At 61.7% G+C, this 17,392-nt stretch carries 19 protein-coding genes; 10 read left to right on the forward strand and 9 right to left on the reverse strand.

Annotation, left to right across the window (positions count from 1 at the left end):
* Positions 1-150: 150 nt before the first annotated feature.
* From rpsI to X743_RS164050, 5 genes are all read right to left on the reverse strand, one after another.
* Complete coding sequence (gene rpsI, locus X743_RS164070; RefSeq protein ID WP_023764104.1) at positions 151-633, reverse strand: 30S ribosomal protein S9; 483 nt, start codon at positions 631-633, stop codon at positions 151-153.
* 1 nt (position 634) lies between these two features.
* Positions 635-1,099: a 50S ribosomal protein L13 gene (gene rplM / locus X743_RS164065; RefSeq protein WP_023764105.1), complete on the reverse strand. Its 465-nt coding sequence runs from the start codon at positions 1,097-1,099 to the stop codon at positions 635-637.
* 263 nt (positions 1,100-1,362) lie between these two features.
* A complete protein-coding gene (locus X743_RS164060; protein ID WP_023764106.1) occupies positions 1,363-1,761 on the reverse strand; it encodes a type II toxin-antitoxin system HicB family antitoxin in 399 nt (132 codons plus the stop codon).
* Positions 1,762-1,771: 10 nt separating this feature from the next.
* Entirely contained in the window at positions 1,772-1,960 is a 189-nt protein-coding gene (locus tag X743_RS164055; protein WP_023764107.1) for a type II toxin-antitoxin system HicA family toxin, read from the reverse strand.
* 45 nt (positions 1,961-2,005) lie between these two features.
* Entirely contained in the window at positions 2,006-2,455 is a 450-nt protein-coding gene (locus X743_RS164050; RefSeq protein WP_023764108.1) for a PaaI family thioesterase, read from the reverse strand.
* Positions 2,456-2,625: 170 nt separating this feature from the next.
* Here X743_RS164050 and X743_RS164045 point away from each other — a divergent pair, with 170 nt between their 5' ends.
* The 6 genes from X743_RS164045 to X743_RS164020 all read left to right on the forward strand — a co-directional run bounded on the left by X743_RS164045 (position 2,626) and on the right by X743_RS164020 (position 7,114).
* On the forward strand, positions 2,626-3,447 hold the full coding sequence (locus X743_RS164045; protein WP_023764109.1) for an enoyl-CoA hydratase: 822 nt from the start codon (positions 2,626-2,628) through the stop codon (positions 3,445-3,447).
* A gap of 13 nt (positions 3,448-3,460) precedes the next feature.
* The gene (locus tag X743_RS164040) at positions 3,461-3,883 is read left to right on the forward strand and encodes a VOC family protein (protein WP_023764110.1); all 423 of its coding nucleotides are present in this window, start codon (positions 3,461-3,463) and stop codon (positions 3,881-3,883) included.
* Positions 3,884-3,910: 27 nt separating this feature from the next.
* On the forward strand, positions 3,911-4,693 hold the full coding sequence (locus tag X743_RS164035) for an AAA family ATPase (protein ID WP_023764111.1): 783 nt from the start codon (positions 3,911-3,913) through the stop codon (positions 4,691-4,693).
* Positions 4,690-5,211, forward strand: coding sequence for a CoA-binding protein (locus X743_RS164030; RefSeq protein WP_023764112.1), 522 nt, complete (start codon positions 4,690-4,692; stop codon positions 5,209-5,211). The genes X743_RS164035 and X743_RS164030 overlap by 4 nt, the downstream gene beginning before the upstream one ends.
* Positions 5,212-5,369: 158 nt before the next feature.
* On the forward strand, positions 5,370-6,650 hold the full coding sequence (locus X743_RS164025; protein WP_023764113.1) for an O-acetylhomoserine aminocarboxypropyltransferase: 1,281 nt from the start codon (positions 5,370-5,372) through the stop codon (positions 6,648-6,650).
* 116 nt (positions 6,651-6,766) lie between these two features.
* Complete coding sequence (locus X743_RS164020) at positions 6,767-7,114, forward strand: cupin domain-containing protein (RefSeq protein WP_023764114.1); 348 nt, start codon at positions 6,767-6,769, stop codon at positions 7,112-7,114.
* Here X743_RS164020 and X743_RS164015 read toward each other — a convergent pair whose 3' ends face one another.
* From X743_RS164015 to X743_RS164000, 4 genes are all read right to left on the reverse strand, one after another.
* Entirely contained in the window at positions 7,115-8,179 is a 1,065-nt protein-coding gene (locus X743_RS164015) for a hypothetical protein (protein ID WP_023764115.1), read from the reverse strand.
* Between the two features lie 25 nt (positions 8,180-8,204).
* Entirely contained in the window at positions 8,205-9,455 is a 1,251-nt protein-coding gene (locus tag X743_RS164010; RefSeq protein ID WP_023764116.1) for a cytochrome P450, read from the reverse strand.
* Positions 9,456-9,560: 105 nt separating this feature from the next.
* Positions 9,561-10,940, reverse strand: coding sequence for a pyridoxal-dependent decarboxylase (locus tag X743_RS164005; RefSeq protein ID WP_023764117.1), 1,380 nt, complete (start codon positions 10,938-10,940; stop codon positions 9,561-9,563).
* 84 nt (positions 10,941-11,024) lie between these two features.
* Positions 11,025-11,615, reverse strand: a complete 591-nt coding sequence (locus tag X743_RS164000) for a hypothetical protein (RefSeq protein ID WP_023764118.1) — start codon at positions 11,613-11,615, stop codon at positions 11,025-11,027.
* 351 nt (positions 11,616-11,966) lie between these two features.
* On the opposite strand from X743_RS164000, the gene clpP reads away from it, so the two are divergent.
* The 4 genes from clpP to X743_RS163980 all read left to right on the forward strand — a co-directional run bounded on the left by clpP (position 11,967) and on the right by X743_RS163980 (position 17,321).
* A complete protein-coding gene (gene clpP, locus X743_RS163995) occupies positions 11,967-12,596 on the forward strand; it encodes an ATP-dependent Clp endopeptidase proteolytic subunit ClpP (RefSeq protein WP_013895939.1) in 630 nt (209 codons plus the stop codon).
* 294 nt (positions 12,597-12,890) lie between these two features.
* Positions 12,891-14,165 carry an ATP-dependent Clp protease ATP-binding subunit ClpX gene (gene clpX, locus X743_RS163990; protein WP_013532190.1) on the forward strand — a complete coding sequence of 425 codons (1,275 nt, stop codon included), beginning with the start codon at positions 12,891-12,893 and terminating at the stop codon, positions 14,163-14,165.
* Positions 14,166-14,439: 274 nt separating this feature from the next.
* Positions 14,440-16,851 carry an endopeptidase La gene (gene lon, locus X743_RS163985; RefSeq protein ID WP_023764119.1) on the forward strand — a complete coding sequence of 804 codons (2,412 nt, stop codon included), beginning with the start codon at positions 14,440-14,442 and terminating at the stop codon, positions 16,849-16,851.
* 197 nt (positions 16,852-17,048) lie between these two features.
* Positions 17,049-17,321 carry an HU family DNA-binding protein gene (locus X743_RS163980; protein ID WP_006201846.1) on the forward strand — a complete coding sequence of 91 codons (273 nt, stop codon included), beginning with the start codon at positions 17,049-17,051 and terminating at the stop codon, positions 17,319-17,321.
* The last annotated feature ends 71 nt before the right edge of the window (positions 17,322-17,392 follow it).

Raw genomic sequence — 17,392 nt, forward strand, 5'->3', positions numbered from 1 at the left:
GTTTTTGGACGGTCACGAATCCCGACACGCGCTCTTCTACCTCCCCTTGATGGGGAGGTCGCGCCGCAGACGCGGGTGGGGTGACTGCCGAGCCGCAAACAAAAGGGCCGCCCGGAGGCGGCCTTTTCGATTGTCCAAACTGCGGAGCGCTTAGCGCTTCGAGAACTGGAAGGAGCGGCGGGCCTTCGCCTTGCCGTACTTCTTGCGCTCGACGACGCGGCTGTCGCGGGTCAGGAAGCCGCCCTTCTTGAGCACGGCGCGCAGCGCAGGCTCATAGTAGGTCAGCGCCTTGGAGATGCCGTGACGCACAGCACCGGCCTGGCCGGAGAGGCCGCCGCCGACGACAGTGGCGACGATGTCGTACTGGCCCGCACGGTTCGAAGCGATGATCGGCTGGTTGAGGATCATCTGCAGGACCGGACGCGCGAAATAGGTCGCGAATTCCTTGTCGTTGATGACGATCTTGCCGGAACCCGGCTTCACCCAGACGCGCGCGATGGCGTTCTTGCGCTTGCCGGTGGCATAGGCGCGGCCCGACTTGTCGAGCTTCTGGACGTGGACGGGTGCCGCAGCCTGCGTATTGGTGTTGCCGGTGGCGGCGCCCAGTTCTGCGAGCGAGGAAAGCTCAGCCATCTTATGCGACCTTCTTGTTCTTGGAATTCAGCTTGGCCACGTCGAGGACTTCTGGCTGCTGGGCGACATGCGGATGCTCGGTACCTGCATAGACGCGCAGGTTCTTCATCTGGCGACGGCCAAGCGGGCCACGCGGCACCATGCGCTCGACGGCCTTCTCGACGACACGCTCGGGGAAACGGCCCTCGAGCAGCTGGCGCGCGGTGCGCTCCTTGATACCGCCGGGGTGGCCGGTGTGCCAGTAATAAACCTTGTCGGTGAACTTCTTGCCGGTGAACACCACCTTGTCGGCATTGATGACGATGACGTTGTCGCCGTCGTCGACATGCGGGGTGAAGGTCGGCTTGTGCTTGCCGCGAAGATGATTGGCGATGACAGTGGCGAGACGGCCGACGACGAGACCCTCGGCGTCGATCAGGATCCACTTCTTCACCACATCCGCAGGCTTCTGCGAAAAGGTTGTCATGTTTTCTGCTCTCGGTTTGGACCTTCCCCAAAAATAGAGAAGGCGTTTCTTGTTGCTTGGATTGGCGATGAGCACCTGCCCGCCGCCAATATCAAAACGGCGGCCTTTGCGGGCCGCTGCTTCGTGACGGCTTATAGGCGAGGGTGGGGAGCGCGTCAAGGCGATCAAAAAGGCGAATATCAAGAAAAATTAAACAAAAACAGTCACTTGCGCAAAAGGTACTATTTTACCACATCAATTTGCGATCGATTCCCCGGACGATCTCAATGCTTTGCTTCGATTTCCCTGCGAGCGGCGCTTGAAAGGAACGCCGATCGCGTAATGCCACGCTCGCGTGCCGCGGCGTCGATCGCCCGCAAAACGCCGCGCTCGAAAGTCACGTTCGCCCTGACGACTGCGCTATCATTGTCGATGAGGGGGACCGAGACCAGATAACCGCCTTCGGCAAGCGCATTGCGGATATTGGGAAGGGCGACAATCGCTTCGTGGCTGGACGGTTCTGGAACAGGCATGTCCTCCGCCCATAACTGCAAGGCTTCGACGGCGTTGGGTACGATGTCTTCCGCTGCATCCGCGGCGGAAAAACAGCCGGGAATGTCAGGGAAGCGTATGCCGAAGGCACTGTCCGGATCTTTGTCGACCAGTGCGAAATAGTTCTTCATTGCGATCCCCTTACCTGATCCAACCAGCCTGCTTGGCTATGGCGCGAGCTGTACCTGTCGGCAGATCCTTCTCAGGGTGCGGAACAATCAACACGATCTCGCCTTTCCGAAATTTGTTGTGCGAGCCGCGTATAGAAATGAGCTCGAACCCTTCCTCCTTGAGGCGCTTCACGATTTTACGACTGTCTCGCTCGAGCAAAAATCACTATGCGCATATATATACACATTGAATGGAATTCAATCGTCAGGATCGCTTCGGCGGGATCGAATAGGTCCCCGTCGCGTGCGCGATCGTGTGTCCTTCCGGCCCGGCGACGATGTCGATGTCGAACGCCATCAGGCTCTTTCCCAGCTTCAGGATTCGACAGTGGCCATCGATCGGTCCTGTCCCGGCCTTGCGGACGAAGTTGATGTTGAGGTTGGTGGTGACCGAGAGTGCATCCGGCCCGGCATGGCTGAGCACGCAGACATAGCCGCCTATGTCGGCCAGCGTGAACAGGGCAGGGCCGGACACCGTGCCGCCTGGACGAAGATGCCGTTCGCCGGCATTGAGCCGCACGATGCAGCCGCCCGGGAAAACATCGATCGCCTCATAGGCCGCGACTCTTTCGTTAAGCTGCGGAAACTCGGTTTCCATCAGCGTATTGACTTGTGCTGCGTTCAGCACCGGCTTGAGGTTGGTCTGGGCGGGCATATCGGTCTCTCGTTTTGCGCCGGACCCTGTATGAGCGCAGCCGCCCGTTTCTTGCAACACCTCCGTCCCTCTGGCGCAAGCAATCGGTGTTGGACGAAACCCGATCCGATATTAGATAGTCCGGTACCTGATACTCAGGCAGCCCGAGCGGAATCGCGGAGACCTCAACCATGGCCGAAATCCTTGCCATCAAGCCTGCCGCTGTCGAGGGGCCGGTCGCGACCCGGCTGGACAAGGGCGTGCTACGCCTCATGCTGGCCAACCCGCCCGCCAACGCCCTGTCGCTGGCGGTGATGGCGGCGCTGACGGCGGAACTCGAACGCGCCAAGGCCGACAAGGCCGTGCGCGTCATCGTTCTATCGGCGGCAGGCAAGGTGTTCTGCGCCGGCCATGACCTCAAGGAGATGACCGCGCGGCGTGCCGACGCCGATCGCGGCAAGGCCTTCTTCGAAGAGACGTTTGCCGCTTGCGCTACGTTGATGCAGACGATCATGCGGCATCCACTGCCTGTCATCGCCGAGGTCGACGGCCTGGCGACGGCCGCCGGGCTGCAACTGGTCGCCAGTTGCGACCTGGCGATCGCCTCGCACGAAGCGACCTTCTGCACGCCGGGCGTCAATATCGGCCTGTTCTGCTCGACGCCGATGGTGGCGCTGTCGCGCAATGTCTCGCGCAAGCAGGCGATGGAGATGCTCTTGACCGGTGAGACGATCGATGCGGCCACCGCCAAGGACTTCGGCCTGGTCAACCGCGTCGTGCCGCGCGAGTACCTGAATCAGATTGTCACCAAATACGCACAAATCATTGCTTCCAAATCATCTTTGGTGGTGAAGACGGGTAAGGAAGCCTTTTACGCACAGGCCGAGATGGGACTGGCGGACGCCTATGCCTATACCGGCCGCGTGATGGTCGAGAACATGCTGGCGCGCGACGCGCAGGAGGGCATCGGTGCCTTCATCGGCAAGCGCAATCCGGAATGGACGGACGAGTAAGGGAGACGCATTCATGGAACCGCGCATCTCCATCATCACCATCGCCACAGACGATCTCGATCGCGCGGTGCGTTTCTACGAGGCGATGGGCCTGAAACGGCATGCCGGCATCACCGAAGGCGTCGCCTTCTTCCAGATGGGGGGTGTCATTCTCGGCCTGTTCCCGCGCGAAAGCGCAGAGCAGGATTCCGGCGTCGCCTTCACCGGGGCGCCGTCCGCCGTCTATCTCGCCTACAACACCCGCTCTGATGCCGAGGTCGACGAAGTGCTCGCCATGGCGGAAAAAGCCGGCGGCCGCATCGTCAAGCCGGCCGGACGTGCTTTCTGGGGCGGCTGGTACGGCTATTTTGCCGACGCTGACGGCCATGTCTGGGAAGTGGCGCACAATCCGGCCTTTCCGATCGCGGAAGACGGCACGATTTCGCTGCCCGAATGATGCAGCCCCAGCGATGCTGACCAATTGATGGCCCACCGCAAGCAGCTGACGCGGCTCAAGGCCCCCTATCTCAAACGCGTCCTGCTCGATCCCGAGCGCGTGAACGATTGGGAAAAATACCCGTGGAACCTGCCGCTGTTTCGCGGCCGCGCCTTCGAGCTCGAATTCACCACGCCGATCACCATCATCGTCGGCGAGAACGGCACCGGTAAATCCACCTTGCTCGAGGCGATCGGCGCGCTGGCCGGTTACGACGAGGCCGGCGGTGGCAAGGGCTACAGGCCGGTCGACCATTCCGGCGCCATCGACAAGAGTGGCGCCGCGCTGGCGAACACGTTCCGTGGCCATTGGCTGCCGAAGGTCACCGCCGGCTGGTTCTTCCGCGCCGAATCCTTCTACTCCGTCGCCCGCTACCTCGACCAGGCAGCGCTGGAAGATCCATTCAAGCCGCCGCCGCCGGATTTCCTGTCATGGTCGCATGGCGAGGGGTTCATCCGCTTTTTCGAGGAACGCTGCCGCAGGCAAGGCATCTATATCCTCGACGAGCCTGAAAGCGCGCTCTCCCCGTCGCGCCAGATCGAACTGCTCAAGATGCTGCGGCGCATGGACCAGTCGGGCACCGCGCAGGTGATCATGGCGACGCACTCGCCGCTGCTGATGGCCTGTCCCGGCGCGCGGCTGTTCCGCATCAGCCGGTTCGGGCTCGATCCCGCCGACTTTCGCGACACGGACCATTTCCGCATGCTGCGCGATTTCAGCAATGACCCGGATGGTTTTCTCACCGAGGCGTTGTATGAGGACGAGGCATGAATCACGATAGCTACGACAACACCTACATCGGCGGCATCCTCAATTCGGTGAAGACCATCGCCATGGTCGGCGCGTCGGCCAATGACGTCAGGCCAAGCTATTTCGTGCTCAAATACCTGCTGGCCAAGGGGTTTTCGGTGTTTCCGATCAATCCTGGCCAGGCCGGCAAGGAAATCCTTGGCCGCATGACCTATGCCAGGCTGGCCGATATTCCGGAGCCGATCGACATGGTCGACATCTTTCGCGCCCCGGCGGCGGTACCCGGCATCGTCGACCAGGCGTTGCTGCTCGATCCGCTGCCGAAAGTGATATGGATGCAGCTTGGCGTGCGCCATGACGAAGCAGCCGCGCGCGCCGAGGCCGCCGGCATCAAGGTGGTGATGAACCGCTGCCCCAAGATCGAGTACGGCAAGCTCTCCGGCGAGATCGGCTGGACCGGGGTCAATTCCGGGGTGCTGTCGTCGAAGAAGCCGCTGATGCGCCAGGGCTTCCAGAGTTTTGGCGTGCGCCAGAAATAGGCTATGGGCTAAGGCGCAAAATTATTCCGGAAAATGCTGCATTTTCCTGCGGCTTGGTCGAAGGTCCCACGCCGAAGGGTATTTTCTTCTTTGCATTCCGTGCCGGGCTTCGCCAAGAATGCCCGGCGATTTTCAGCAGGTTTTTTAGGGAGGTTTCCGTGACCCGTACGCCCGGTTTCAATACGCTCGCCGTCCATGCCGGCGCCAAGCCCGATCCGGCCACCGGCGCGCGCGCCACGCCGATCTACCAGACCACGTCCTTCGTCTTCGACGACGCCGACCATGCCGCCTCTCTCTTCGGCCTGAAGGCCTTCGGCAACATCTACACCCGCATCATGAACCCTACGCAGGCTGTGCTCGAAGAGCGCGTCGCCGCACTCGAAGGCGGCACGGCTGCCCTTGCGGTGGCATCCGGCCACGCCGCGCAGGTGATCGTGTTCCACAATCTGATGCAGCCGGGCGACAATTTCGTCGCCGCCAACAAGCTTTATGGCGGATCGATCAACCAGTTCGGCCATGCCTTCAAGAATTTTGGCTGGGAGGTGCATTGGGCCGAAGCCAATGATGTCTCGACCTTCGAAAGCCAGATCGACGACAGGACCAAGGCGATCTTCATCGAGAGCCTGGCCAATCCTGGCGGCACCTTCGTCGACATCGAGAAGATCGGCGAAATCGCCCGCAAGCACGGCCTGCCGCTGATCGTCGACAACACGCTGGCCTCGCCCTACTTGATCCGGCCGATCGAGCACGGCGCCGACATCGTCGTCCATTCGCTGACCAAGTTCATCGGCGGCCATGGCAATTCGATCGGCGGCGTCATCGTCGATGGCGGCACCTTCGACTGGTCGAAGTCGGGCAAATATCCGATGCTGTCGGAACCGCGCCCCGAATATGGCGGCCTCGTGCTGCACGAGACCTTCGGCAATTTCGCTTTCGCCATTGCCGCGCGCGTGCTCGGCCTGCGCGATCTCGGCCCGGCGATCTCGCCGTTCAACGCCTTCCTCATCCTGACCGGCCTCGAAACCTTGCCGCTGCGCATGCAGCGCCATTGCGACAACGCGATAACCGTCGCCGGCTGGCTGTCCAACCATCCCAAGGTCGCCTGGGTGAACTATCCCGGTCTTCCCAGCGACAAGAACAATGCGCTGCAGAAGAAATATTCGCCGCTTGGCGCCGGCGCCGTGTTCACCTTCGGTCTCAAGGGCGGCTATGAGGCCGGCGTCAAGTTCGTCGAGGCGCTCGAACTGTTCTCGCATCTGGCCAATGTCGGCGACACCAAGTCGCTGGTCATCCACCCGGCGTCGACCACGCACCGCCAGCTTTCCGACGAGCAGAAGGTCAAGGCCGGCGCCGGTCCGGACACCGTGCGGCTTTCCATCGGCATCGAGGATGTCACCGACATCGTCGCCGACCTGGAACAGGCGCTCGCCAAGGTCTGATTTTTGAGAGAGTAGTCAGTAGTCAGTAGTGATTAGCCACCCGAGCGTCGACGGGAGCGCTTCCACTCACCACTGACTACTGACTACTGACTACTACTCACCGTGGGAGGCAAGTCTTGTCCGCGCATTACCTGACAGTATCGACCAACAGCGTCGAACCCGATTCCGGCGCACCGGCGCCGGATCGGCTGATCTCGGGCGACCCGAAATTCCGCACCTGGAATGTCGAGGAGCGGGATGGCGGCCTCTACGCCGGCATCTGGGAATCCACTCCGGGCAAGTGGCGCATCGTCTATGACGAATGGGAATTCTGCCACATCCTGTCCGGGGTCTCGATAATCGCGGAAGAGGGCGGCGAGGCGCGCACGGTCAGGGGAGGCGACAGTTTCGTGCTGAGGCCGGGCTTCAAGGGGAGCTGGGAAGTGCTTGAAACGACACGCAAGGAGTATGTGATCAAGCTGTGATCACTTCGCCGGAAACTGGTCGAGGCAGGCTTCCGAGGCCTTGTCGTGGGCGGTCAGCAAATTGGCGTCCTGGGCTTCGAGATCGGCGTCCGCAATCTCGTCGCGATAATATTGCGTCAACAGATCCAGCCCTTCCTGGGCGACACCCTGGGTCGGCATTTCCCGCGCCAGACAGCCGCAAAGGCTGAGTGCGCGGTCCGGCGAGCCGACCTTGCGGTTGGTCAGGATGAAATGCTGGGCCGGGCAAGCGGCGACGAAGTCGTTAAAATCGAGCCTCTGTTGGGGCTGGTCGCCATGATTGAAGTAGGCCGGCTGCCATTGGCTCTTGCCGCTGACGACGTCGCAGCCGGTTGCGGTGTCGCTTGCCTGCGTGCTGACGGCTTGCCAGGCTTTCTCCTTGTCGCCGCTGGGATACTCGAAATTCTCGCCCAGCGAGGCGGCATATTGGTCAAGGTCGGCCTGGGTGAAACCGATCGCCTGAAGCCGATTGAACTGGCATTGGCATTCACCGGCAACCCGCTCGGCCTCACCTTCTTCTGGCTGTTCGCTGGATTTGCTTTTTTGGCAGGCGGCGATGAAGACGGCGCCGTCGAGCGACGTGGCGGGGAAGGTCGAGACTTCAGCGTAGTGGTCGCCTGTCCAGCCAAACAGCTTATGGTCGAGTTGCAGGTCGATGAAGCCGTTGCGCTTGAAAGCACCGAGCGCGACCCTGTCTGGAGGCGTCAGTCTCGCACCGGGGATGTCACCGAGAACCTCACGATAGCCGTCGCCTTCCAGCACGAACAGGAAAAGCCCGCATTTGGCGCCATCGCAGGCGGGATCCGCGACGTAGGCGTAGATTTCGGACAGACCGTCGAGGTTGAAGTCGACTTCATAGGCCCAGAACTTGTCCGCGGGCACGGCAGCGCCCGTCTGGCGCTCCAGCAGGCCTGCCGCCATCGCCCTGGCGATGGCATCGCTGTTTTCCTGCGGGATATTTTCCGGCTGCTGCGCCTGGGCGTGCGCCAGGCATGCGCATAGCAATGCCGATGCGAACGCCGTCGCCAGTTTGGAAAACAGTCTCATATCGCAGCCCCAGGCCCGCCATCGTTCAAAAGCCGACGGCGAGCGTTTCCAGCCCATGGAAGTGGTAAGTGTCGCGGAAGCGCGGGCTTTCGGCAAGATGGAGCTTTGGCTGGCGCTCGAACAAGGTCTTCAGCGACACCTGCAATTCGAGCCGGGCGAGCGGCGCGCCGATGCAGAAATGGATGCCGGCGCCGAAGGACACGTTCTTCTGGTCTGTCCGGTCCGGCCGGAAAGCCTGCGGGTCGGCAAAGGCGCGCGGGTCGTGATTGGCCATGCCGAGCAAGAGCCCGATTGTCTGGCCCGGCTGCACGACGATGCCTGGCGCCACTTCGATCTCCTGGTAGGCGTAGCGCGTGAACATGTGCAACGGTGCATCGAAGCGCAGGCATTCCTCGACCGTTGCAGCGGTAGCTTCCAGCGAGGTGAAGAAGCGGCGCGGGTCGCCCTGTTGCGCCAGGATCGAGCGCACCGCATTGCCGGTCTGATGCACGGTCGCTTCATGGCCGGCGTTGAGCAACAGGATGGCCGACGACACCATCTCGTCCTCCGACAGTTTTTGGCCGTCTTCCTGCGCCGAGATCAGCAGCGACAGCAGGTCGTCACCCGGGTTCTTGCGCCGTTCGGTGATATAGCCGCGCAGGAAATCGGCAAATTCGCCCGCGGCGCGGTTGGCCGTTTCCTCGGTCTCGCGGGTGCGGCCATGGATGTACATGGCGACCATTTGATGTGACCAGTCGAGCAGTTGCGGCCCCATCTCGACAGGCACGCCGAGCATTTCGGCGATGATGGTGATCGGCAAAGGCGCTGCGAAGGCGGGCAAGAGGTCGACCGGGCCGGCCGGATCGAAACGGTCGATCAGCTCATTGGCGAGCGCTTCGACACGCGGCCGCAGCCGTTCGACCTGGCGCGAGACGAAGGCGCGATTGACCAGTGTTCGCAGCCGGGTGTGCACCGGCGGTTCCAGCTCCAGCATGGAGTTCGCTTCGATGCCGTCGAAAGCCTTGAGATGGCTTCTGTCCTGGCCGACGCCCCGGCTGTCGGGAATGCCAGCCGGGCTCTGGCGGCCGAAGCGGCGGTCGCGCAGCAGCCGGTTGACGTCATCGAAGCCGCCAAAGCACCAGAAACCGAACTCCTCCCAGAAAAACGCATTCGATAGGCCGTGCAGGTGGGCATAGGCCTCGTAGGGGTTGAGGAAGAAAGCTGGCTCGTGCGGGTCGAGCCGCAGGTGGCGGGTGGCTGGATCAAAGGCCAGATAGGGGAGCGTCGATTTGGTCATGCCAGACCCATAGCGCGGCTTGCCAGCCTCATTCCAGACCGTATGTTGGCGCCCGATAGCCCATGAGTTGAGCCAGCCGGGGCGACTGCGGAAGGTCTCGGCGGCTCAGCGATTGAGCTCTTCGGCGGCGGCAATGACTTCCGATACAATGGCCCGTACGTCATCCGGAGTCGTCCGGTGATTGACGAAACAAGCCCGCAGCACGAACTGACCATTGATCGTGGCATTCGATAAATACACCCGGCCGCGCTCGATCACGCGTCGGAGGATTGCTTCGTTGTCCTTCGAGCGGTGACGGAAACAGACCGCGCTCAGCGACACGGGCGCAAGCTGTTCCAGCTCTGGATGCAGCGCGATTGTTTGCGCCAATATCTGCGCATGGTCGAGATCGCGCCTGATGGCTTCGCGATAGGCACCGCGTCCGTGAAACTGCAGCGACATCCAGAGCTTCAGCGCGCGGAAGCGTCGGGACAGCTCGATCGACTCCTCAAAGAACGCAAATGCTTCGGTGGGATCTTCGCTCAATATCCTGACATAGTCGTCGCTGTGCGAGAAAGTCGTGCGCGCGATGTCTGGATGGCGATTGAGCAGGCAGCCGCAATCGAGTGGTTGATACAGCCATTTGTGCGCGTCGAGCGACAGTGAATCCGCCAAGGACAGTCCCTGGAACTTTTCCGGCACTGCCAGAGCCGCCATCCCGCCATAGGCACCATCGACATGCATCCACAGCGCCTCCCTGCGGGCAATGTCCGCGATTTCAAGGAGGGGATCGATTGCGCCGGACACGATGGTGCCGACCGTGGCCACGATGGCGATAGGCACGTTTCCGGCCTCGCGGTCGGCGGCGATAGCGGCCTGGAGGGCGTCCGTCCGCATCTTGAATTTGTCGTCGACGGGGATCAGGCGCAGATTTTTTCTGCCGATGCCCAGCAATGCGACGGCTTTTGGTATCGACATGTGCACTTGCTCGGAAGCATAGACCACGCATGGCTGTACGCCCGTTTCGTTGGCGGGCAGCTTCGCTTCCCGCGCCATCGCCAGCGCCATGAGGTTAGCCATCGAGCCGCCGCCGCACAGGCTGCCTGTAAATCCGGCGCAGCCGACGGCCTCGGCCAACCATCCGACGACGGCGCGTTCGATGGATGTCGCCGCCGGCGCCGACCGCCATGACGTCACATTTTGATTGAGCACGGCGGCCAGCAATTCCCCCAGCGCGCCGATCGGTTCGCCCGAGCCAAGGACGTAACCGAAGAACCTGCCGGTGCCGGGGCGCGCATGCTCCGCTATCGACTTGAAATCCTGCAGGATTTCCCGACCACGACCGTTCTCCAGCCAGGGCCGCGAGAACAGCTCGGTCGTGTCCTCGCCGGTGGTCGAGGGATATGCCCGACGCCCTTCGAGAGACGCCCAATAGCTTTTGGCCAGCCCCAAGGCTTCTTCCGCAATATCCGACAGTTCCTGGTTGGAAATTTCCAGGTCGCGCATTGCTCGGCCCAAAACAGGTTTCCGTTGCGCGCAGGCTACACTTCCGGTTGAAATCCAACAACCGTCGTGGGGTCGTCTATGTCGCTAGTCCTGGCAATGCCTTGGAATATGTACGCGCCGCCAGCCTGACGACCCTTCGCGCACCAGAACGCGCCTTGCGACGGTCTGGTAAGAGGCGGGAATATCGATGACGCGCCTTTGCTCGGGCCGAACCAGCACCTCCTCGGCGATCCGGTCATACTGCGCCGCAATGACGATGCGCCGTGTGCGCTCCGGCTGGACCACCACGGTCTCGGCGACGCGTTCGTAGCGCGCCTTGTGCCAGACCTTGCACAGCACCCTGCGGCCATGGATGACGCGCCATTCCCAGGAATATCCGCCATCATCGACCTGGACCGTATGGTAGACGGTGCGGGTGACGGCGGGCACGACCTCGTAGCTCACCTGGGCCGGAACGGTCATCACCACGCGTTCGCGCGTGCCGTAGATGGGCGGGTCGTAGTCTACATGCTGGCCTGGCGGGCTGACCATCACGTCCTCGTAGACCGTGTCGTAGACGGCAGGCGAATGGACCGGCTCATAGCATTCGACGGCGCGGCCACCGGCCGCCGTCGGCGAAATCGTGCCGAGCACGGTCAGCCCGGCAATGGTGAAGCACGCGATTTTCCCAGGCATGGCACTCCCCCTGCTGAACGGCAATGACAGTTCAACGTTGGATTGTAGGGGAAGCGGCTTCGGAGGAAAGCGGTTTCGGCGCATTTCGTTAAGTGACGCGGTTAAGAAATTGCTACCCGGCTGACCCGGGGGTGTGCGTTATAGAGCGGCAGAAGCGTCGGCCGCTGCGAATCCTTGGCTGGAAACCTTGATTCGACTTACCCAGATGGCTAGGACGGGTCGGCCTTGCACAAGGATGAGCCGGCATCCTATTTACAGAATAACGATCCAGAACCGATTCTGCCCGACTTGCCAGCCCACTTGCCAGCCTTCCCCGGAGCCGGAATCCCACCGCGAGATAAGAGACAACGAATGAAGAACCCCGTCGAAACCTACATGAACCTCGTTCCGATGGTGGTCGAGCAGACCAATCGCGGCGAGCGCGCCTACGACATTTTCTCGCGCCTCCTCAAGGAGCGTATCATTTTCATCACCGGTCCGGTCGAGGACGGCATGGCGACGCTGGTCTGCGCGCAGCTCCTGTTCCTCGAAGCCGAGAATCCGAAGAAGGAAATCAACCTCTATATCAATTCGCCGGGCGGTGTCGTCACCTCGGGCATGGCGATCTACGACACCATGCAGTTCATCAAGCCGGCGGTGTCGACGCTCTGCATCGGCCAGGCGGCCTCGATGGGCTCGCTGCTCCTGACCGCCGGCCACAAGGACATGCGCTTCGCCACGCCGAACGCCCGCATCATGGTTCACCAGCCCTCCGGCGGTTTCCAGGGCCAGGCGTCCGACATCGAGCGTCATGCCCAGGACATCATCAAGCTGAAGCGCCGCCTCAACGAGGTTTACGTCAAGCACACCGGCAAGAGCTACGAAGAGATCGAGAAGACGCTCGACCGCGACCATTTCATGACCGCCGACGAGGCCAGGGACTTCGGCCTCATCGACAAGGTCATTTCGTCGCGCGAGGCGGCCGAGGGAGCGCTGGCATAAGGGCTTGTTGGCAGTTGGATGGCACCATTACGCGCTTTTGGCGCGTCTTGCGTCATTTCGGCCACAATTGGCTGTTCCCTCGACGGTCAGGATTGCCTACGTTAAGGCTATGTTGATTTTCGACGGCTTAGCTTTGCGTGGGGAGCTGCGAATCATTGCCACGTTTTCTGATTTGTGTTTCGTACGGAATACGTTGCGGGAGCCGGGACACTGGCGGCGGCGGATTCCCGCGATAGATTGAAGTTGCGCCCTTTCAGCCAGACCATCGGCGGGCGGCCATGAAAGGACATGAAAATGAGCAAGGTCGGCAACAACAGCGGTGATTCCAAGAACACGCTCTATTGCTCGTTTTGCGGCAAGAGCCAGCACGAGGTGCGCAAGCTGATTGCTGGCCCGACGGTCTTCATCTGCGATGAATGCGTCGAGCTCTGCATGGACATCATCCGCGAGGAGAACAAGACCTCGATGGTGAAGTCGCGCGAGGGCGTGCCGACACCGCAGGAGATACTCAAGGTTCTCGACGATTATGTCATCGGCCAGCCCTACGCCAAGCGCGTGCTGTCGGTGGCAGTCCACAACCACTACAAGCGCCTCGCGCATGCCGGCAAGAACAACGATGTCGAACTGGCGAAGTCCAACATCCTGCTGATCGGCCCGACCGGTTGCGGCAAGACGCTGCTCGCGCAGACGCTGGCCCGCATCATCGACGTGCCGTTCACCATGGCGGACGCCACGACGCTGACCGAAGCCGGCTACGTCGGCGAGGACGTCGAGAACATCATCCTGAAGCTGCTGCAGTCGGCCGACTACAATGTCGAACGCGCCCAGCGCGGTATCGTCTACATCGACGAGATCGACAAGATTTCGCGCAAGTCCGACAATCCCTCGATCACCCGCGACGTGTCGGGCGAGGGCGTGCAGCAGGCACTTCTGAAGATCATGGAAGGCACGGTCGCCTCCGTGCCGCCGCAGGGCGGCAGGAAGCACCCGCAGCAGGAATTCCTGCAGGTCGACACCGCCAACATCCTGTTCATCTGCGGCGGCGCCTTCGCCGGACTGGACAAGATCATCTCGGATCGCGGCCGCAAGACCTCGATCGGCTTCGGCGCCGTCGTCGCTTCGCCGGAAGATCGGCGCACCGGCGATGTCTTCCGCCTGGTCGAGCCGGAGGATCTGTTGAAGTTCGGCCTGATCCCGGAATTCGTCGGCCGTCTGCCGGTCCTGGCGACGCTGGAGGACCTCGACGAGCCGGCGCTGATCCAGATCCTGACCGAGCCGAAGAACGCGCTGGTCAAGCAGTACCAGCGGCTGTTCGAGATGGAGAATGTCGACCTGACCTTCCACGAGAACGCCTTGTCGGCGATCGCCAAGCGCGCCATCGAGCGCAAGACCGGTGCGCGCGGCCTGCGCTCGATCATGGAAGCGATCCTGCTCGATACGATGTTCGAACTGCCCGCGCTCGAAGGCGTGCGCGAAGTGGTGATTTCGGAGGAAGTGGTGACCGGCAGCGCCCGGCCGCTCTACATCTACTCCGAGCAGAAGGAAAAGAAGGGCAACGTCAGTGCCTGATATGGCACTTCAGCCCATATTTTTGTGGAACGGCGCCCTTGCGGCGCCGTTTTGCTATGACGGGCCTACGACCGTTGCAATGGAATGGATTGCGGACGATGTTAACTCTTGATCTTTGCCCCGCTTGCATCCACCTAACACGAGAAGGCCGAGGTGCCCGATTTCTGTGCTGTAAAACTCCCGTCACAAACGGTGGTAGGCGGAACGATCCCCGGTCGTTAATATAAGATTCGCGGTTGGCTCAATTAGCGGCCGCGACATGAAAGGTTGGACAATGGCCAAAATATCCAAGGCTCCCAGCGACGGCGTCTTCGCAGTCCTGCCACTGCGCGACATCGTGGTGTTCCCGCACATGATCGTTCCGCTCTTTGTCGGGCGTGAGAAATCGATCAAGGCGCTGGAAGAGGTGATGGGGCAGGAAAAGCAGATCCTGCTTGCCACCCAGATGAATGCCGCCGATGACGATCCCGAGCCCGATGCCATCTTCGATATCGGCACGCTCGCCAATGTGCTGCAATTGCTGAAGCTGCCCGACGGCACCGTCAAGGTTCTGGTCGAGGGCGCCTCGCGCGCGAAAATCGTCTCCTTCACCGACCGTCCCGACTTCCACGAGGCCCGCGCCACGGCGCTGGTCGAGCCGGAAGAGGAAGAGGTCGAGGTCGAGGCGTTGGCGCGCTCGGTCGTCACCGACTTCGAGAACTACGTCAAGCTGAACAAGAAGATCTCGCCTGAAGTGGTGGGCGCTGCCAGCCAGATCGACGACTATTCCAAGCTCGCCGACACCGTTGCCTCGCATCTCGCCATCAAGATCCCCGAGAAGCAGGAAATGCTGGCCACGCTCTCGGTCAAGGAGCGGCTGGAAAAGGCGATGGGCTTCATGGAAGCCGAAATCTCCGTCCTGCAGGTGGAGAAGCGCATCCGCTCGCGCGTCAAGCGCCAGATGGAGAAGACGCAGCGCGAATACTACCTTAACGAGCAGATGAAGGCGATCCAGAAGGAGCTCGGCGAAGGCGAGGACGGCCGCGACGAGGCCGCCGAAATCGAGGCGCGCATCAAGAAGACCAAGCTCTCCAAGGAGGCCCGCGAGAAGGCGGAAGCCGAATTGAAGAAGCTGCGGACGATGTCGCCGATGTCGGCGGAATCCACCGTCGTGCGCAACTATCTCGATTGGCTGCTGTCGATCCCGTGGGGCAAGAACTCCAAGGTCAAGCAGGATTTGGCTTACGCGCAGAACGTGCTTGATACCGATCACTTCGGCCTCGACAAGGTGAAGGACCGCATCGTCGAGTACCTTGCCGTGCAAAGCCGCCAAAAGAAGCTGAAGGGGCCGATCCTGTGCCTCGTCGGCCCTCCCGGCGTCGGCAAGACCTCGCTCGGCAAGTCGATCGCCAAGGCGACCGGCCGCGAATTCATCCGCATGGCGCTGGGCGGCGTGCGTGACGAAGCCGAGATCCGTGGCCACCGGCGCACCTATATCGGCTCGATGCCCGGCAAGGTCATCCAGTCGATGAAGAAGGCGAAGAAGTCCAACCCGCTCTTCCTGCTCGACGAGATCGACAAGATGGGCCAGGACTTCCGTGGCGATCCGTCGTCGGCGCTGCTCGAGGTGCTCGATCCCGAGCAGAACTCGACGTTCATGGACCATTACCTCGAGGTCGAGTACGACCTGTCGAGTGTGATGTTCGTGACGACGGCCAATACGCTGAACATCCCTGCGCCCTTGATGGACCGCATGGAGATCATCCGTATCGCCGGCTATACCGAGGACGAGAAGATCGAGATCGCCAAGCGGCACCTGATGCCGAAGGTGGTGCGCGATCACGCGCTGCAGCCGAAGGAGTTCTCCGTCGGCGAGGACGCGATCCGTGCCATCATCCAGACCTACACCCGCGAAGCGGGCGTCAGGAGCCTGGAGCGCGAGCTGATGAAGCTCGGGCGTAAGGCGGTGACCGAGATCCTGAAGACGAAGAAGAAGACGGTGACCATCACGGCGGCGAACCTCGCCGATTACCTTGGTGTCCAGCGCTTCCGCTTCGGCCAGGTCGAGGCTGACGATCAGGTCGGCGTCGTTACCGGGCTTGCCTGGACGGAAGTCGGCGGCGAGCTGCTGACGGTCGAAGGCGTCATGATGCCCGGCAAGGGCCGCATGACGGTGACCGGCAATCTGCGCGACGTGATGAAGGAATCGATCTCGGCGGCGGCCTCCTATGTCCGCTCGCGCGCGCTCGATTTCGGCGTCGAGCCGCCGCTGTTCGACAAGCGCGACATCCACGTCCACTTGCCGGAAGGCGCCACGCCGAAGGACGGCCCGTCCGCGGGTGCTGCGATGGCGACTGCCATCGTGTCGGTGCTGACGGGTATTCCGGTCCGGGCCGATGTGGCGATGACTGGCGAGATAACGCTTCGCGGCCGCATCTTGCCGATCGGCGGCCTCAAGGAGAAGCTGCTGGCCGCATTGCGCGGCGGCATCAAGAAGGTGCTGATCCCGGAAGACAACGCCAAGGATCTGGCGGAGATACCGGACAACGTGAAGAACGGCATGGAAATCATTCCGGTCTCGCGGGTCGGCGAGGTGTTGCGCCACGCGCTGGTGCGTATGCCGGAGCCGATCGAATGGGTCGAACCGGTCAATCCGCCGGCCACGACGGACACCACCGACGATGCCGGAAAGTCCCTTGCACATTAGTAATTGCTAAAGTTGCAGCGCACAAACAGAAGAGCCGGGCCTCGCGCCCGGCTTTTTCATGTGAAAAACCCCGGAATTCCGGGCTTTTTCCGGTTTTTTCCTGCCTTTTCGACTTGGTTGCGGAAGCGCTTCTTTCTAAAGTCCGTTTCCTGCCGGATGAGTCGTTAGTTCCGGTGTTCTCATGGAAGGGAATTTTTATGAACAAGAACGAACTGGTGTCCGCTGTCGCCGACGCCGCGAGCATTTCGAAGGGTGACGCGCAGTCGGCGGTCGATGCGGTATTTTCCGTGATCACCGGCGAACTGAAGAAGGGCGGCGATGTCCGGCTTGTCGGCTTTGGCAATTTCACCGTGTCAAAGCGTGCGGCTTCGACCGGCCGCAACCCTCAGACCGGCGCCGAAGTGAAGATCCCGGCACGCACCGTGCCGAAGTTCTCGGCCGGCAAGGGCCTCAAGGACGCAGTCAACTAAGCGTTTTTTCTTTTTCAGAGACCAGAAAAGCCGGGCCCGCCCGGCTTTTCGTTTTTGCGCGTGCGGCCGCG

The sequence above is a fragment of the Mesorhizobium sp. LNHC232B00 genome (assembly GCF_000502435.1).
GTDB lineage: Bacteria > Pseudomonadota > Alphaproteobacteria > Rhizobiales > Rhizobiaceae > Mesorhizobium > Mesorhizobium opportunistum.